This is a genomic window from Ruegeria sp. CDSB113 (assembly GCF_059611045.1).
Genome location: NZ_JBXWOU010000009.1, coordinates 170,534 through 185,288, shown reverse-complemented (window position 1 = coordinate 185,288; position 14,755 = coordinate 170,534). Strand labels below are relative to the sequence as shown.

Below are 14,755 nucleotides of genomic sequence, written 5' to 3'. Positions count from 1 at the left end.
GAAGGTGCTTTCAAATCGACCGCGACGCTGAACGAAAAGCTGTCGGGTGTTGCGCTGGAAGCGGCTGAAAAGTCGGCTGAGATCTCGAGCAAATGGACCAAGGACACCCTGGCCAAGCTGACCGAGATGTCGAAAGCCAAGGCAGAGCCTGCAGACTACGCCAAAGCGGCCACCGATTTCGCCAGTGCATCGGCTGAAGTTGCAGCTGAAAACATGGCAGCCTTCGCAGAGATCGCGAAAAAAGTGCAGTCCGAAACTGTTGAGCTGCTGATGGCAGCTGGCAAAGATGTAGCCGAAGACACTACCGCGGCTGTCAAAAAAGCCACCAACGACGTGACCGCAGCTGCCAAGAAAGCAACTGCTGCCAAGTAAGCAAACGCCGCGAGGCGCACCCACTCCTCCCAATCGGTGCTATCGCGCAGGGCAGGTCGAAAGACCTGCCCTTTCTTTTTGTGCTGGAGTGCCTTTTAGGTACACGTCTTGACCACAGTTCGTCCTTGGTTGCGAAACGCGGTCCGGTGCAGTAAGCCACCTATTCAGTGTACACCGAGACCCATCCATGACCGCATCGTCAAACCCTGTTTTACAGCGCCAGTCGGCTTCAACAGGCCTTGTCACCAAGGCCGCGAGGCTGTCGGTTGCACCGATGATGGATTGGACAGACCGGCATTGCCGATTTGTGCACCGACTGCTCAGCCAGCAGACACTTCTATACACGGAAATGGTAACCGCCCCGGCGTTGGTGCGAGGTGGCGCATTGCATTTGTTGGACTTCAGTTCGCAGGAACACCCCGTCGCGCTGCAATTGGGCGGTTCTGATGCAGAGGAGCTGTCGCAGGCGGCCCAGCTGGGCGCGCAAGCGGGGTATGATGAGATCAACCTGAACTGCGGCTGTCCTTCGGATCGGGTGCAATCGGGTACATTCGGGGCCGTCTTGATGAAAGATCCCGCTCGTGTTGCTGATTGCGTTGCCGCGATGCGCGACGCTGTTGATGTCGAGGTGACGGTCAAATGCCGTATTGGGGTCGATGATCAGGATCCGGAACGGGTCTTGCCTGAATTCCTGCAGGCCATTCATGCAGCCGGATGCCGACGCGTAACAATCCACGCGCGCAAAGCATGGCTGCAAGGACTTAGCCCCAAGGAAAACAGGGATATCCCGCCCTTGGACTATGATCTTGTGCATCGGATGAAAGCGGCGTTCCCGGACCTGCATATCTCGATCAATGGCGGTATCACGTCTCTGAATCAGGCACAGGCGCAACTGGACGCCGGGCTGGACGGTGTCATGATTGGCCGCGCGGCCTATCACCAACCCACGGATATTTTGGCCCAGGCGGATGCCATGATCTTCGGCAGCGGGCAGGTGGCTGATCCGATTGATGTTGTTCACAAAATGGTGCCCTATGTCGAAAACCACCTTGCCGCGAGCGGTCGTCTGCACCAGATCACGCGTCACATGCTGGGCTTGTTTGCCGGTCGTCCCGGTGCGCGCGCGTGGAGGCGGTCCCTGTCCGAGGGTGCGGTTCACGACGGAGCAGGCCCCGAGGTGATGCTGCAGGCGCTGGACAGCATCGCGCCTTTGGCAGAGGTTTGACAGCAACAGGATACGGCCAGTTGGCCGGTTTGGGGGGGTGATGCCCGAGACGATGTTACTGGCCCAAATGCTGGGCCTTTTGCTTGTAATCGGGGCGCTGGCCGGTGTCTTGGCCGGAATGCTGGGTGTCGGTGGTGGGATCGTTCTGGTGCCTGCGTTTTTCTATGCGTTCCAAACACTTGGATATGGTGGCCCGCAGTTGATGCAGTTGTGTCTTGCGACTTCGCTGGCAACCATCATCATCACCTCACTGCGATCCGTCTTGGCGCACAACAAGAAAGGCGCGGTAGACTGGGATATTTTGCGCGGTTGGGGGCCGGGAATTGCGGTGGGTGCCATTGTCGGCGTGCTGGTCGCCTCGGCGCTACGAACCGAAGCGTTGCAGGCGTTGTTCGGAGTGTTGGGTATGGTCATCGGCGCTTATCTGGGCTTGGGCAAATCGGAATGGCGGCTTGGTGATGCGATGCCAAAAGGCGTGAAGCGGGCCGTTTTGTCGCCTTCGGTCGGGTTCCTTTCAGTTCTGATGGGCATTGGCGGCGGCAGCTTTGGCGTGCCGTTGATGAGCCTGTTCAACACGCCCATCCACAGGGCGGTTGCAACGGCGGCCGGGTTTGGCGTGGTCATCGCCGTGCCTTCAGTTCTGGGTTTTCTGTTCTTGGACATCGCGCCTGAACACCGCCCGCCGTTTACAATTGGCGCTGTTAATTTGATAGCATTTGCAATTGTCGTGACCATGACGATGATCACCGCGCCGTGGGGTGTGAAGCTGGCGCATGCGATGGACCCCAAGCCATTGAAGCGCGTGTTCGCGGTGTTTCTGACGCTGGTCGCCCTGAACATGCTGCGCAAGGCGCTGGGGCTATGACCGATTTTTGGGACAAGGGCTGGATCAGGTTTCCGCATGATCTGACACTTGCCAAATGGGTTGAACACGCTTTGCCGCAGGCCCGCGCCTCGGTCACAGATCCGGCCTATGCGGAATGGCTGGATTGCGAAGGCACGTGGTTCATCGGTGTGGATGCGCTGGATAACGATCCAGAAGGCAGGGTGGGGCAATCAGACCTTTTGTCTGGTCTGGCCATGGACTTTATCGCCGAACATTGCGGGCGGTTGCCACTGCACAAGGGGCAGGTCTCGGTCGTCTATCCTGGCTATCCGCGCCCACGTCGTGGCGAAAACGAGACCGCCAGTAGATACCGGCGAAACCGTGACGCGGCGCATGTGGACGGGCTACGCCCCATGGGGCCGGATCGCCGACGCCGGGTGGATGAACCGCACGCATGGATTCTTGGCATCCCGCTGACCGAGGCCAGCGCGGATGCCGCGCCGATGGTTCTGTGGGAGGGCAGCCACAAGATACTGGGTGCGGCCTTTGCGCGTGTCATGGAAGGCCAGCCCAAGGACAGCCTTCACCAGATTGACATCACCGATGTCTATCAGACCGCCCGTCGAGAGGTGTTTGAAACCTGCCCCCGTATCGAGCTGCCTGCAAAGCCGGGTGAAGCCTATCTGCTGCATCGCCACTGCCTGCACGGTGTCGCACCCTGGACCAAAGCGGCGACCGCCGGGCCGGATGGACGGATGATTGCCTATTTTCGTCCGGAATGCGCGGGGGGAGTAGCCGAGTGGATCGAATCCCCGTAACCTGTTGCCATTATTCAGGTTTGGAGGTTTTCGATGATTACGGTTCATACGCATTCTGAAGGGGCCCAGATTGAGGTCGAGCTGTCCGGCGAAGTGACAAGCAAAGATTATAGCGAGACATTGGTCCCCGCGATCGAAGCGGCATTAGAGGCTCATGATGCGGTGCGTTTGTTGGCGATCGTGCAGCCAGAGTTCAAAGGCTATGATCTTGGGGCCGTGTGGTCCGATACCAAGCTGGGTCTCAGCCACTGGCGCGGGTTTGACCGTATCGCAGTTGCGGCTGATCAAGGCTGGGTGCAGACCAGCATCCGTCTGGCTGCGCCGATTCTGCCATGCCCCGTTCAGGTGTTTGAACTTTCGGAACTTGAGGCCGCGCGCCGTTGGATGCGCGAGTCGCTGGGGGCCATTCATGTGACCGATCTGGGCGGACCCTGCGTGCAGATCAGCCTGATGGGCAAATTGGATCCCGAGGAGTACCAGCAGGCAGAGCGTGATCTGGATACCTTGCTAAGCTCAAAGAACGGGTTCCGTCTGTTGATCGACCTGCGCGAGTTTGACGGCTGGCAGGGGCTGACCGCACTGGCCGCGCATTTCCGCCTGGCCCGAGGGCATGTGGGAATGCTGGATCGCGCCGCCATCGTCGGGGACAAAGCGTGGCAGCATATGGCGCAGCGTGTCGCCAGTCACGTTCTGGGTGCCCGTACGCAGTTCTTTCCTTCTGAGGATTTCGAAAACGCAAAATCCTGGCTTGCAGCCGGGTAAGGCGGCGGCCGGCAGAGCGAAAGATTTCGCCTGGCTTTACCATTACGTAAGGTTAAATTTTCGGCTGTTTATTTTTTCTTGATCAGTCGGTCAAAAAAAGATTAAACGTGTTTTAGTCTTCCGTATGACCACTTCGGAAGAACTTAAATGCTGAAGAGCGCCGCTGTGGGTTGCCACTCACTTACGCATGTCGTCGAACTTGACCCCCCCCTCGGAGTTCAGACCAACCCGCAGCGGCGCGAATTCAGCCAAAAAGCCAGAAGTAGATATCAGGATTTGTTCATACGCGCAGTTCGTCCACCGCGACGTTTGGCAAGGCGGGGTTTGCGCGCAGGCAGATCTTCCATGATTTCGGCACGCTCAACGCTGTCCATTTTCGACCAGCGCGTGATCTCATCAATTGTGCGATAACAACCGGTACAGATGCGCTCTGTCGGGTGCACGACGCATATCTGGATGCAAGGGCTCTCGACCTCGTTCCTTTTCCAGACCATGTTTGTCATCGGTGTACCCCGTTGCCCTTAAAGAAAGCGCAGCCTATCCAGCGCCCCTTGTAGAATATAGCCTGCCGCAACGTGATCGATAACCTGTCCGCGACGTTTTCGTGACGTATCCGCCTCAAGAAGTGCCTTTTCCGCCGCGACTGTGCTTAGCCGTTCGTCCCAGAAGCTGATTGAAACCTCGGTCAGACGTGACAGGTTTCGGGCAAAAGCGCGGGTCGATTGGCAGCGGGGGCCTTCTGTTCCGTCCATGTTTTTGGGCAGGCCGAGTACCACGCCACCAATCTCGCGGTCCGCGATGATTTCCAGCAATCGGGCCGAATCCAGGGTGAATTTCTTGCGCCGCACGGTCTCAAGCGGGCTGGCCACGCCGCGCATCCGGTCGGACACGGCCACGCCGATGGTCTTTTCGCCCAGATCCAGCCCCATCAAGGCGGTCATGGGGGATAATGCGGCGGCGAAGTATTCGAACTCGTCGTAAATCATTGCGCAATACCTGCCTGAAGCGCGGCGGCGTCGATGATCTCAAGCGCATCGGCGTTTCCGGCAAAGACTGCCATGGCTTCGTTTCTGATGTCGATGGCGCGTTGTCCTTCGCCCAGAACGCCCAGTGCCGCGATCAGACGGGCCCAATCTTCGGGCGCGCCTCCTTCGGTGGCCAGCCGGTCTGAAAGCTGGTTGACCATGCCTCGGATCATCTCTTGTCGTTCTTCCGGGGTCAGCGCAGCGGCAGCCTCGACGTCATCCTGGCTTGGGCCGGGTCCTGCGGGGGCCGCAACCTCGGGTGCGTTGAACACCCCTGCGCGAAAGGCCAGCTCATCTAGTTGGGCCAGAATTGCGTCGACCCACGGCGCGCCGGCTGGTGCGTTGCGCAAGGCGTCGGTCCAGATGCGATACCCTATGTCGGGGCGCCCGACCTGCACCATCATCTGGCCCAGGTAATACAGCGCCGGGCCATGTCGCGGATCGCGTTTTAACGCTTCGCGCAATGCAGCTTCGGCTTCGGGGGATACATATCCACCCGCCGACAGGATCATCATTTCGGCCAGATGCGAATAAGCGTCTGCAGGGACTGCGTCACCGGACAGGTCGATCACACGCTGCTGGGCCTTGTATGCGGCCGGAAAGTTGCCTGCGTTCGCCTCGTGTTGCGCCAAAAGAATATGGCCTTGCAGGTCATCGGGGCGGGCTTCGACGGTTTCACGTAACTGCTCCAAAAGCGCGGCGTAGCTCTCTTCCAGCTGCGGCAAGGGGGCAGGTGTTGTGGTGGCTTCGAATTCAGCCTGGCTGGGGCGTTCCGCGCGCAAGTTTTCCGCCTGCGCAATACGCAGCGACAGGGGTTGATCCGGCAGCCCCGCCGCCCCCATCCGGTCGTACATCCAGGCCGCACCGCCGACCAGGATAAGACCCACTGCTGCGATCGCGGTGGCCGAGGCCCAAAGTGGCGGTCCCGGTCGGGTTGAACGTGCGTGCATCTGGGCGTCTGCGGCCAGAATACGGCGCGAAATCTCGGTGCGAACACGCTCGGCATCGGCTTCGCCGATGACACCTCGGGCCAGATCCTTGTCGACGCTCGCCAGCTGTTCGCGATAAACGCGCAGGTCATAGGCCGCTGCGGGTTCGCGTGCGTCGCGCGTTCGCAGGATGGAATAGCCTAGGAACACTGCAGTCACGGCAGCTGTTAGGATGATCAGGACCCAGAACGACATGGTTTCTCCGATTTGGCTGCCCTGACTTAGACCTCTCTGCGGGCCGACAAAAGGGACAAATGGCCGCTGGTTGACTTCGTGTCGCAATAATGGGGCCTATGTCGCAATAGTGCGATATTACGGCGTTGAACGGCAGGGGCGCGCTGGCGTTACGCGGCATATCTTCGCGCAATCACCGAACCGGATGGATTCGCCTATGAAACACTATTCAGCCTTTGCTGTAGCGCGCGAAGCGCTGCGCTATCACACCGGATGGGAACGCGCTTGGCGTTCACCCGAACCCAAGAAGAAATACGACGTGATCATCGTCGGTGCGGGCGGTCATGGTCTGGCCACGGCCTATTATCTGGGTAAGAACTACGGCATCCAGAATGTCGCCGTGATCGAAAAAGGCTGGCTGGGCGGTGGTAACACCGGTCGGAACACGACTATCATCCGCTCGAACTACCTGCAGGACCCTTCGGCAGCGATCTACGAAAAAGCGCGCAGCCTGTACGAGGATCTAAGCCAGGACCTGAACTATAACATCATGTTCAGCCCCCGTGGCGTTATGATGCTGGCCCAGACCCATCACGAAATTCGCGGCTATCAGCGCACGGCGCACGCCAACGCATTGCAAGGTGTTCAGACCGAGTGGATCACCCCTGAACGCGTCAAAGAGCTGGTGCCGATCATCAATATCGACGGCCCGCGCTATCCGGTTCTGGGCGCATTGTGGCAGGAACGCGGTGGCACCGCCCGCCACGATGCTGTGGCTTGGGGCTATGCACGCGCCTGTTCCGCGATGGGTATGGATATTATCCAGCAGTGTGAAGTCAAAGGTGTTCGGTCCGAGAATGGCCGCGTTGTAGGTGTCGATACCACCAAAGGTTCGATTGACTGTGACAAGCTAGGTATGGTGGTTGCGGGCCATTCCGGTCAGTTGGCCGAGATGGCGGGCTTCCGTTTGCCGCTTGAGGCAATCGCGCTGCAGGCGTTGGTGTCCGAGCCGATCAAACCCTGCATGGACGTGGTCGTGATGGCCAACACAGTGCATGGCTATATGTCACAGTCCGACAAGGGCGAGATGGTGATCGGCGGCGGCACTGATGCCTTCAACAACTACACCCAGCGCGGCAGCTTCCATCATATCGAGGAAACCGTTCGCGCACTGGTCGAAACCTTCCCGATGATCTCGCGCCTGAAGATGCTGCGCCAGTGGGGCGGGATTGTGGACATGACTGGTGACCGGTCTCCGATACTGTCGAAAACGCCACTGGGCGGCTGCTTTATCAACTGTGGCTGGGGCACGGGTGGCTTCAAGTCGATCCCTGGATCGGGATGGGGCATGGCGCAGCTGATGGCCACAGGTCACTCACCGCTGACCGAAGCCTTTACGCTGGACCGCTTCAAAGAGGGCCGCTTCATTGACGAAAGCGTCGCGGCCGGGGTGGCACACTGATGTCAGTCGCCCCAATGTGCCCCATGAATGGTTTCGGAACTATTCGGGCTGTCAGATCTTGGTTTGATGGTTTTAGTTTCCTCGGATCGGAAAATGAAAAAGGCGATCAGGCCAAAGAAGACGAGCGTGCCGACTACGGTCAATACAATGGTCAAAATATCCATACCTACAATCTGGGCGTGTGGTCCAAAGAATTCAAGCGAGGAGTAGCCTCATGCTGATCCTGAATTGCCCCTACTGTGGCGTTGACGCCGAAGAATCTGAACTGTCCGCCGGAGGTGAGGCGCATCTGAAACGCTTCGGTCCCGGCTCGTCGGATGGCGAATTCCACGACTACCTGTTCATGCGTGAAAACCCCAAAGGCGTTCATTTCGAACGCTGGCGCCACAGCAACGGCTGCGGCAAGTGGTTCCACGCCGCACGCTGCACACAAACGCTCGAAGTGTTCGGAACCTATTCCGCCCAGACCACCGAGCCGCCGAAAGAACTCAAGGACGCGATCACTGCAAAGCGCCCTGGCTGGAAGTGGAGAGACTACGAATGATCTGCGCCGCCATCCCTAATTCCGCCTGCGAAAGGTCCGCAACATGAGCACCCGTCTCGCAAAACAAGGCCGGCTGATTGACCGGTCGAAACAGGTCACATTCACCTTCAATGGCACGTCGATGCAGGGGTACGATGGCGACACGCTTGCCTCGGCCCTGCTGGCCAATGATCAAATGATGATGGGCCGGTCATTCAAATACCACCGGCCCCGCGGTGTTGTCGCCAGCGGTGCGGAAGAGCCGAACGCTCTGGTCGGCCTGGGGCAGGGCAACCGGTTCGAGCCGAACCAGCGCGCCACCACGACCGAGCTGTTCAACGGTCTGACCTCAATTTCACAGAACCACTGGCCGAACCTGGAATTCGACATCGGTGCTGTGAACACTGCACTGGCGCGGTTCCTGCCAGCGGGCTTCTACTACAAGACATTCATCCACCCCAAGCCGTTCTGGAAGCATGTCTACGAGCCGATCATCCGGCGGTCGGCCGGTCTGGGTAAAGCACCCGATAAGGACAACCGCGACGCAGATACTTATGAGCACTTCTACGCTTTCACCGACGTTCTGGTGATCGGTGGCGGTGTCGCCGGGTTGCAGGCGGCCATGGCGGCGGCCGAGACTGGCGCCAAGGTTCTGCTGATCGAGCAAACCGCGCATTGGGGCGGGCGTGCTCCGGTCGATGGCGGGACCGTCAATGATGAGCCTGTGGATAAGTTCGTGGAACAATTGGTTTCCAAACTGGAAACAATGGACAACGTAATCATGCGCAACCGCTGCATGGGCGCGGGCGTCTACGACCATGGTTATGTGCTGGGGTATGAGCGTCTGAACGACCATAAACCGGGCACACAAGGTCCACGTCATCGCCTGTGGCGTATCCGGGCCAAGCAGGTCGTCACTGCGACAGGCGCAATCGAACGCCCGCTGTCTTTTGCAGGCAATGATGTTCCGGGCGTCATGTTGGCCGCAGCCATGCGCGACTATGTGGTGAATTGGGGCGTCACCCCGGGCGAACGTGTAATCGTCGCGACCAACAATGACGACGCATATCGCACGGCGATCATCCTCAAGCAGGCAGGTGTTGATGTTCTGCGTGTGATCGATGCGCGCGCTGCAGCCGGGCCGCTGGCCGAAGAGGCGCGACAGCTTGGCATCCGGGTCGACCCCGGCAAGGCCATTGCCAAAGTCAAAGGCGGCAAGCGCGTCAAAAAGGTCGAGATCTGCAATCAGGAAGGCATCGGTGGCGCTCGCGAAGAAGTTGAGTGCGACGCGGTTGCCATGTCAGGCGGTTGGTCCCCGGTTGTTCACATGTGGTCGCATTGCGGTGGCAAGCTGATCTGGGATGAGGCAAACGCACATTTCCGCCCCGATCCGGCACGGCCACCACTGGGCGCGAACGGCGAGGGATTTGTTGTGGCTGCTGGTGCGTCTAATGGCCCTCTTGGATTGGGCGATGTTCTGACGGACGCGCACGCTGCGGGCAAAGCCGCCGCCAAAGCAGCTGGTTTCAAGCCAAAGAACACCAAGGCTCCGACTGGTGAGACCACGCAAGAGGCTGCTATGGAAGCGGTCTGGCTGATGCCCGCCAACGCCGATGTGCAGCTGCGCATGAAATCGTGGCTGGATTTCCAGAATGACGTCAAGGTCTCGGACGTGCAGCTGGCCGCGCGCGAAGGCTATGAAAGCGTCGAACATACCAAGCGTTACACCACGCTGGGCATGGCGACCGATCAAGGTAAATTGAGCAACATCAACGGCCTAGCGATCCTTGCTGATGCATTGGAATCGGAAATCCCGAAGGTTGGAACCACCACCTTCCGCCCGCCGTATACCCCTATCTCGATGGGTGCGATTGGCGGCGAAGCGCGGGGTGAGGTGTTCCAGCCGATCCGCCAAACACCGATGCATAACTGGCACGATAAGAACGGCGCCGATTGGGAGCCGGTCGGTCACTGGCGCCGGACCTATGCCTATGTGCGACCCGGCGAATCCGTGCACGATGCAGTGAACCGCGAGGTGAAGAACACCCGCGACAATCTCGGTTTGCTGGATGCCTCGACACTTGGCAAACTGATCGTCAAAGGCCCCGATGCCGGCAAATTCCTGGACATGATGTACACCAACATGATGTCCACGCTGAAGATCGGCAAATGCCGCTATGGCCTGATGTGCTCGGAAAACGGGTTCCTGATCGACGACGGCGTTGTCGCCCGCATCGACGAGGATACCTGGCTGTGTCACACAACCACCGGCGGAGCCGAACGCATCCATGCCCATATGGAAGAATGGCTGCAGACCGAGTGGTGGGACTGGAAGGTCTACGTCGCCAACGTGACCGAGCAATACGCTCAGGTGGCGGTTGTCGGCCCCAACGCACGGAAGGTGCTTGAAAAGCTAGGCGGCATGGATGTCAGCGCTGAGGCGCTGCCATTCATGGAGTGGCGCGATGGGCAGATCGGTGGTTTCGATTGCCGGGTCTACCGGATTTCATTCTCAGGTGAACTGAGCTGTGAAATCTCGGTTCCGGCCAGCCAGGGGCAAGCCTTCTGGACCGCTCTGATGGAGGCAGGTAAGGAATTCGGAGTGATGCCGTACGGCACCGAATGTCTACACATCCTGCGGGCCGAGAAGGGCTTTATCATGATCGGGGACGAAACCGACGGCACCGTGATCCCACAGGATCTGGGGCTGCACTGGGCGCTTTCCAAAAAGAAAGAGGACTACCTCGGCAAACGTGCCCATTCGCGCAGCCACATGGCCGATCCGGACCGCTGGAAACTGGTCGGCCTTGAGACTGTGGATGGTTCTGTCATCCCTGACGGAGCTTACGCAGTCGGCGAGGGGGTCAACGCCAATGGTCAGCGCAACATGATCGGGCGCGTGACCTCGACCTATTACTCGGCCAATCTGGGCAAGGGTATCGCCATGGGTCTGATCAAGCACGGCCCTGACCGCATGGGCGAGATCGTCGAGTTCCCAGGCACCGATGGCAAAACCTACAAAGCTAAGATCGTGGACCCGATCTTCTTCGATAAGGACGGGGAGAAGCAGAATGTCTGAACCCATCAGCGCACTGAACCACGCAAGCTATGATGGCATCGCCAAGATCCAGGAATGTGGCCTGCAGGGTATGATTACCTTGCGCGGCGACCTGTCCGACAAGGTGTTAGCCAAGGCCGTCAAGGACGCAACGGGTCAGAAAATGCCCGGTCAGCGCGAAGCTCTGCGCGATGGTGAGTCCGGCGTCTGCTGGATGTCCACCGATGAATTACTGGTGCTTGTTCCCTACGCCGAGGTTGAGGCCAAACTGGCGGCCATGACCAACGCGCTAAGCGGTACACACGCGTTGGCCGTCAACGTCTCGGACGCCCGCGCGGTGTTCCGTATCTCGGGCAGCAATGCGCGTGAGGTGCTGGGCAAACTTGCCCCAGTCGAGCTGTCGGCTGAGGCATTTCAACCTGGTCAGATCCGCCGCTCGCGCCTGGCTCAGGTGGCAGGGGCGTTCTGGATGGATGACGCTGAAACCTTCCGCGTTGTCTGTTTCCGGTCGGCCGCAGACTACGTGTTCAAGCTGCTTAAAGTTGCGGCGCAGCCCGGCAGCGAAGTTGGGGTTTACTGATTTATCAAACATTGAAAAAGCTCTGAGTACTCAGGGCTTTTTCGGCTTACTTCGTTGTCACACTACACTTACCGAATGTTTTAGGAGGGTTCGCTATCCAGCGCTGAACAAAAACACCCCGCAAACTGATGGTGTTCTGCTTGGTGTCAATTCTGGCAAAGTAGTCGATCCAGAAATTCTGACCGTTTGTAGCCTGCGGTTTTTCTTGCCAACTTATGCGAAAATTCCCTTTTCTATCTACTCTAAGCTTACTTGATGCAATACCGCCACTTCTCGTTGTGTGAGATGCGTGTTTGGAACCTGATTCAATATTGAATACATACTGCGGCGCAATCCATCCGCTACTATCCTGATTGTCGAGACTACAAGTATATGTCACGGGAGCCGCAATTGCCGATTGCGCGGAAACGATCATCGCAGCAATCGCCGTAAGCGAAGCTTTCATTTTTGTTATCCTTCAAACTATTCCGTGGGCGCACTTCAACAAGCTCGCGCTTGGGCTGCAAGTGGGGGAAACACCGACTTCGACAGGCCTCCGCATTCTAGCCAGTAAACAAAACCGTACGGTACCGTGTCATTTCCGTTGGGCTGAGCGCTTTCTGAACATCCAGCGGGCGTCCGGTTTCGTCAGTAATTTCAGAATAAAAGGAGAGACTGTTCAGCAGGTCTGAGGTCCGCTGATGTCTGTCCTCTTCGGGCAAAAGCGGTGAGTGGAGTGAGAGGTACAGAGTAGGTCGCGTCCGTTTCAACCAGGGCAGGATCGTTGGCAGCACAAAAAACTCAGCCCCCTCAATATCCATCTTGACCAGAGATACGCCCGAAAGGTCATTCACGGCCTCGAACTGGCCCCATGCGATCGTCAAGGCGTCGTTGCCATGTGTTCCGTCATGCAAAAGTGAGCTGGTGGAATCGCCCGGCTCGCCGCGCACCGACGCCATGCGGGCCACTCCGAACTGGTCCGACAACGCCACGCCAAAGGCCGAAACGTTGTGGATGTTGTTCAGGTCGAGGTTCCAGGCCAGATGCCGAAATGCCGTCGGGTCCGGTTCGAAACACCAGACGTGACGTGCTTTGCGGGCACCGTACAGGACCGTGGGGCCAATCCACGCGCCGATGTCCAGATAATCCCGATCTGCCGACAGATACTTGTCGAGTACCGCGAAGGTTTCAGGCTCCCACTTGCCATCAGACGCCTTGCGCCAAAATTTCGAATGATAAGGGTCCAGCCGAAACGGCTCGCCATTCAACTGGCCCGCATAGTATCCGCGGGCACGGTAAAACATCTTGCGCGCCTGTGTAAGCATCGCCTGCCTCCGGGTTTTCTTGTCTCGGCTCTTGACCTGCGGCGGCTGCCAAAGCATTTAACCTTGGGAACCGCAACTTACATTTTTAACAGGGGGCCGATATGGCTTTTGAACTTCCTGATCTTCCTTATGCACATGACGCGCTGGCAGCCAAGGGTATGTCCGCGGAAACACTGGAATATCACCACGACCTGCACCACAAGGCCTATGTCGACAACGGCAACAAGCTGATCGCCGGCACCGAGTGGGACGGCAAGTCGCTGGAAGAGATCATCGTTGGCACCTACGACGCAAATGCCGTCGCGCAAAACGGCATCTTCAACAACATCAGCCAATTGTGGAACCACAACCAGTTTTGGGAAATGATGGGCCCCGGCGGCAACGCAATGCCGGGTGACCTGGAAAAAGCCCTGACCGAAAGCTTCGGCTCGGTTGACGAGTTCAAGACGCAGTTCAGCGCTGCTGGTGCTGGTCAGTTCGGCTCGGGCTGGGCGTGGCTGGTCAAGAACGCCGACGGCTCGCTGGCTGTAACCAAGACTGAAAACGGCGTTAACCCGCTGTGCTTTGGTCAGACAGCTCTGCTGGGTTGCGACGTGTGGGAACACTCCTACTACATCGATTTCCGCAACAAGCGTCCGGCTTACCTGTCGAACTTCGTCGACAATCTGGTGAACTGGGAAAACGTTGCATCGCGGATGTGATTGTTAACCAAATAAGGGTTTTTCAAGGGCCTGCTGGTGGTGACACTGGCAGGTCTTTTCTGTTCGGGATGGCTGTTTCTGGCACCGATTTCGCGTTTGCAATCGATATCGAACGATTGGTTGGAACGCAAAGTGGAGGATGCTGCGATGCTGGTAAATGATTGTTTTAACGTTGAAAGATTTCAACAAGAGCGCTGAAGTACCTTCGACGTATTGACACTGCCCTTTGTGCAATCCTGCGACCAAAGTTCATAACGAATACCATTTTGTGCAAGCGCCAGAAATACTCGGTGTGGGTTGATGCCTGTGGCTTCGCGATCAAAGATCAGGACGCGGCCATCGGTCAAATGAAGCTCGAAGCGTTGGCTGGTTTCGGTGTACTCACCATCGCTGTCTTTACCCGTACGGCTCGTTTCCAAACGCAGCGCCTTCACAATACCCCCGAGTGCGACATCCATCGGTAAATTCTCGCAAGGTATGGCTGCATCCCATATTAGCCTGCCTCCGCCGATTGTAGCTTTCCAATCGCCCGGTGTGTTGAAAACGCGCCAAATTCTTCGGCCCGCGCGCATTGCAATAGCACAACTCGCCAAAGCGCAAAGCGCGAACAATGGTTTGAAAAATGTCCCGATATAGTCAGCGGGGTGAATTGCGAAAATGTAAAGTATAGGCCAAATTAGTCCCAAGCAAGTCCACATGATAGGCATGCTGGCCACGCGTAGCTTCGATGATTGGATGACGGTCTGTTCTATCACAATCTTACGCTTGCACGGAACTGTATCAAAAATATGACAAAACCTGCGTCAGATTAAGGAGCACTCGCCTTAACCGAATTAGATACCGGCCCTTCATCGCAATACCCGAAATGGCACCTCTGTTCGGATAGTTGACTTCAGTGGAGCAGTGCCATTCGATGTTACTTATTCGGCCTTGTGA

The 14,755-nt window shown here is 57.8% G+C and carries 17 protein-coding genes; 10 read left to right on the top strand and 7 right to left on the bottom strand.

What is annotated here, in order from left to right; genetic code table 11:
* The 5 genes from AC2FIS_RS16310 to AC2FIS_RS16290 form a co-directional block, all read left to right on the top strand.
* The coding region (locus AC2FIS_RS16310) for a phasin family protein (RefSeq protein ID WP_496774403.1) at positions 1–372 on the top strand (372 nt) is incomplete at its 5' end.
* Positions 373–559: 187 nt separating this feature from the next.
* Positions 560–1,597: a tRNA dihydrouridine(20/20a) synthase DusA gene (gene dusA, locus AC2FIS_RS16305; RefSeq protein WP_496774401.1), complete on the top strand. Its 1,038-nt coding sequence runs from the start codon at positions 560–562 to the stop codon at positions 1,595–1,597.
* A 40-nt stretch (positions 1,598–1,637) separates the two neighbouring features.
* Positions 1,638–2,462, top strand: coding sequence for a sulfite exporter TauE/SafE family protein (locus tag AC2FIS_RS16300; RefSeq protein ID WP_496774399.1), 825 nt, complete (start codon positions 1,638–1,640; stop codon positions 2,460–2,462).
* The gene (locus AC2FIS_RS16295; protein ID WP_496774397.1) at positions 2,459–3,241 is read left to right on the top strand and encodes a hypothetical protein; all 783 of its coding nucleotides are present in this window, start codon (positions 2,459–2,461) and stop codon (positions 3,239–3,241) included. The genes AC2FIS_RS16300 and AC2FIS_RS16295 overlap by 4 nt, the downstream gene beginning before the upstream one ends.
* Before the next feature lie 33 nt (positions 3,242–3,274).
* On the top strand, positions 3,275–4,003 hold the full coding sequence (locus AC2FIS_RS16290) for a SpoIIAA family protein (protein WP_496774395.1): 729 nt from the start codon (positions 3,275–3,277) through the stop codon (positions 4,001–4,003).
* Positions 4,004–4,272: 269 nt separating this feature from the next.
* Here the strand turns inward: AC2FIS_RS16290 and AC2FIS_RS16285 are convergent, their stop codons facing one another.
* From AC2FIS_RS16285 to ccmI, 3 genes are read right to left on the bottom strand one after another with little or no spacing between them, the layout of a single operon-like run.
* Positions 4,273–4,506: a DUF1289 domain-containing protein gene (locus AC2FIS_RS16285; RefSeq protein WP_496774393.1), complete on the bottom strand. Its 234-nt coding sequence runs from the start codon at positions 4,504–4,506 to the stop codon at positions 4,273–4,275.
* Positions 4,507–4,524: 18 nt separating this feature from the next.
* Entirely contained in the window at positions 4,525–4,989 is a 465-nt protein-coding gene (gene ruvX, locus AC2FIS_RS16280) for a Holliday junction resolvase RuvX (protein WP_496774391.1), read from the bottom strand.
* Positions 4,986–6,212: a c-type cytochrome biogenesis protein CcmI gene (gene ccmI, locus AC2FIS_RS16275; protein WP_496774389.1), complete on the bottom strand. Its 1,227-nt coding sequence runs from the start codon at positions 6,210–6,212 to the stop codon at positions 4,986–4,988. The genes ruvX and ccmI overlap by 4 nt, the downstream gene beginning before the upstream one ends.
* A gap of 196 nt (positions 6,213–6,408) precedes the next feature.
* On the opposite strand from ccmI, the gene AC2FIS_RS16270 reads away from it, so the two are divergent.
* The gene (locus tag AC2FIS_RS16270; protein WP_496774387.1) at positions 6,409–7,653 is read left to right on the top strand and encodes a sarcosine oxidase subunit beta family protein; all 1,245 of its coding nucleotides are present in this window, start codon (positions 6,409–6,411) and stop codon (positions 7,651–7,653) included.
* A 2-nt stretch (positions 7,654–7,655) separates the two neighbouring features.
* On the opposite strand, the gene AC2FIS_RS16265 is transcribed toward AC2FIS_RS16270, so the two are convergent.
* Positions 7,656–7,817: a hypothetical protein gene (locus AC2FIS_RS16265; protein WP_233494721.1), complete on the bottom strand. Its 162-nt coding sequence runs from the start codon at positions 7,815–7,817 to the stop codon at positions 7,656–7,658.
* Between the two features lie 50 nt (positions 7,818–7,867).
* Between AC2FIS_RS16265 and AC2FIS_RS16260 the strand changes: the two genes are divergently transcribed.
* From AC2FIS_RS16260 to AC2FIS_RS16250, 3 genes are read left to right on the top strand one after another with little or no spacing between them, the layout of a single operon-like run.
* Positions 7,868–8,197, top strand: coding sequence for a sarcosine oxidase subunit delta (locus AC2FIS_RS16260; protein WP_496774385.1), 330 nt, complete (start codon positions 7,868–7,870; stop codon positions 8,195–8,197).
* Positions 8,198–8,240: 43 nt separating this feature from the next.
* Entirely contained in the window at positions 8,241–11,255 is a 3,015-nt protein-coding gene (locus AC2FIS_RS16255; protein ID WP_496774383.1) for a sarcosine oxidase subunit alpha family protein, read from the top strand.
* Positions 11,248–11,814, top strand: coding sequence for a sarcosine oxidase subunit gamma (locus tag AC2FIS_RS16250; protein ID WP_496774382.1), 567 nt, complete (start codon positions 11,248–11,250; stop codon positions 11,812–11,814). The genes AC2FIS_RS16255 and AC2FIS_RS16250 overlap by 8 nt, the downstream gene beginning before the upstream one ends.
* A gap of 46 nt (positions 11,815–11,860) precedes the next feature.
* Here the strand turns inward: AC2FIS_RS16250 and AC2FIS_RS16245 are convergent, their stop codons facing one another.
* Together AC2FIS_RS16245 and AC2FIS_RS16240 are read right to left on the bottom strand one after the other, a co-directional pair.
* Entirely contained in the window at positions 11,861–12,259 is a 399-nt protein-coding gene (locus tag AC2FIS_RS16245; protein WP_496774381.1) for a hypothetical protein, read from the bottom strand.
* Positions 12,260–12,356: 97 nt separating this feature from the next.
* On the bottom strand, positions 12,357–13,118 hold the full coding sequence (locus tag AC2FIS_RS16240) for an FkbM family methyltransferase (RefSeq protein ID WP_496774380.1): 762 nt from the start codon (positions 13,116–13,118) through the stop codon (positions 12,357–12,359).
* A gap of 101 nt (positions 13,119–13,219) precedes the next feature.
* On the opposite strand from AC2FIS_RS16240, the gene AC2FIS_RS16235 reads away from it, so the two are divergent.
* Entirely contained in the window at positions 13,220–13,819 is a 600-nt protein-coding gene (locus AC2FIS_RS16235) for a superoxide dismutase (protein WP_496774379.1), read from the top strand.
* Between the two features lie 182 nt (positions 13,820–14,001).
* Here AC2FIS_RS16235 and AC2FIS_RS16230 read toward each other — a convergent pair whose 3' ends face one another.
* Positions 14,002–14,277 carry a hypothetical protein gene (locus AC2FIS_RS16230; RefSeq protein ID WP_496774377.1) on the bottom strand — a complete coding sequence of 92 codons (276 nt, stop codon included), beginning with the start codon at positions 14,275–14,277 and terminating at the stop codon, positions 14,002–14,004.
* Between the last annotated feature and the right edge of the window lie 478 nt (positions 14,278–14,755).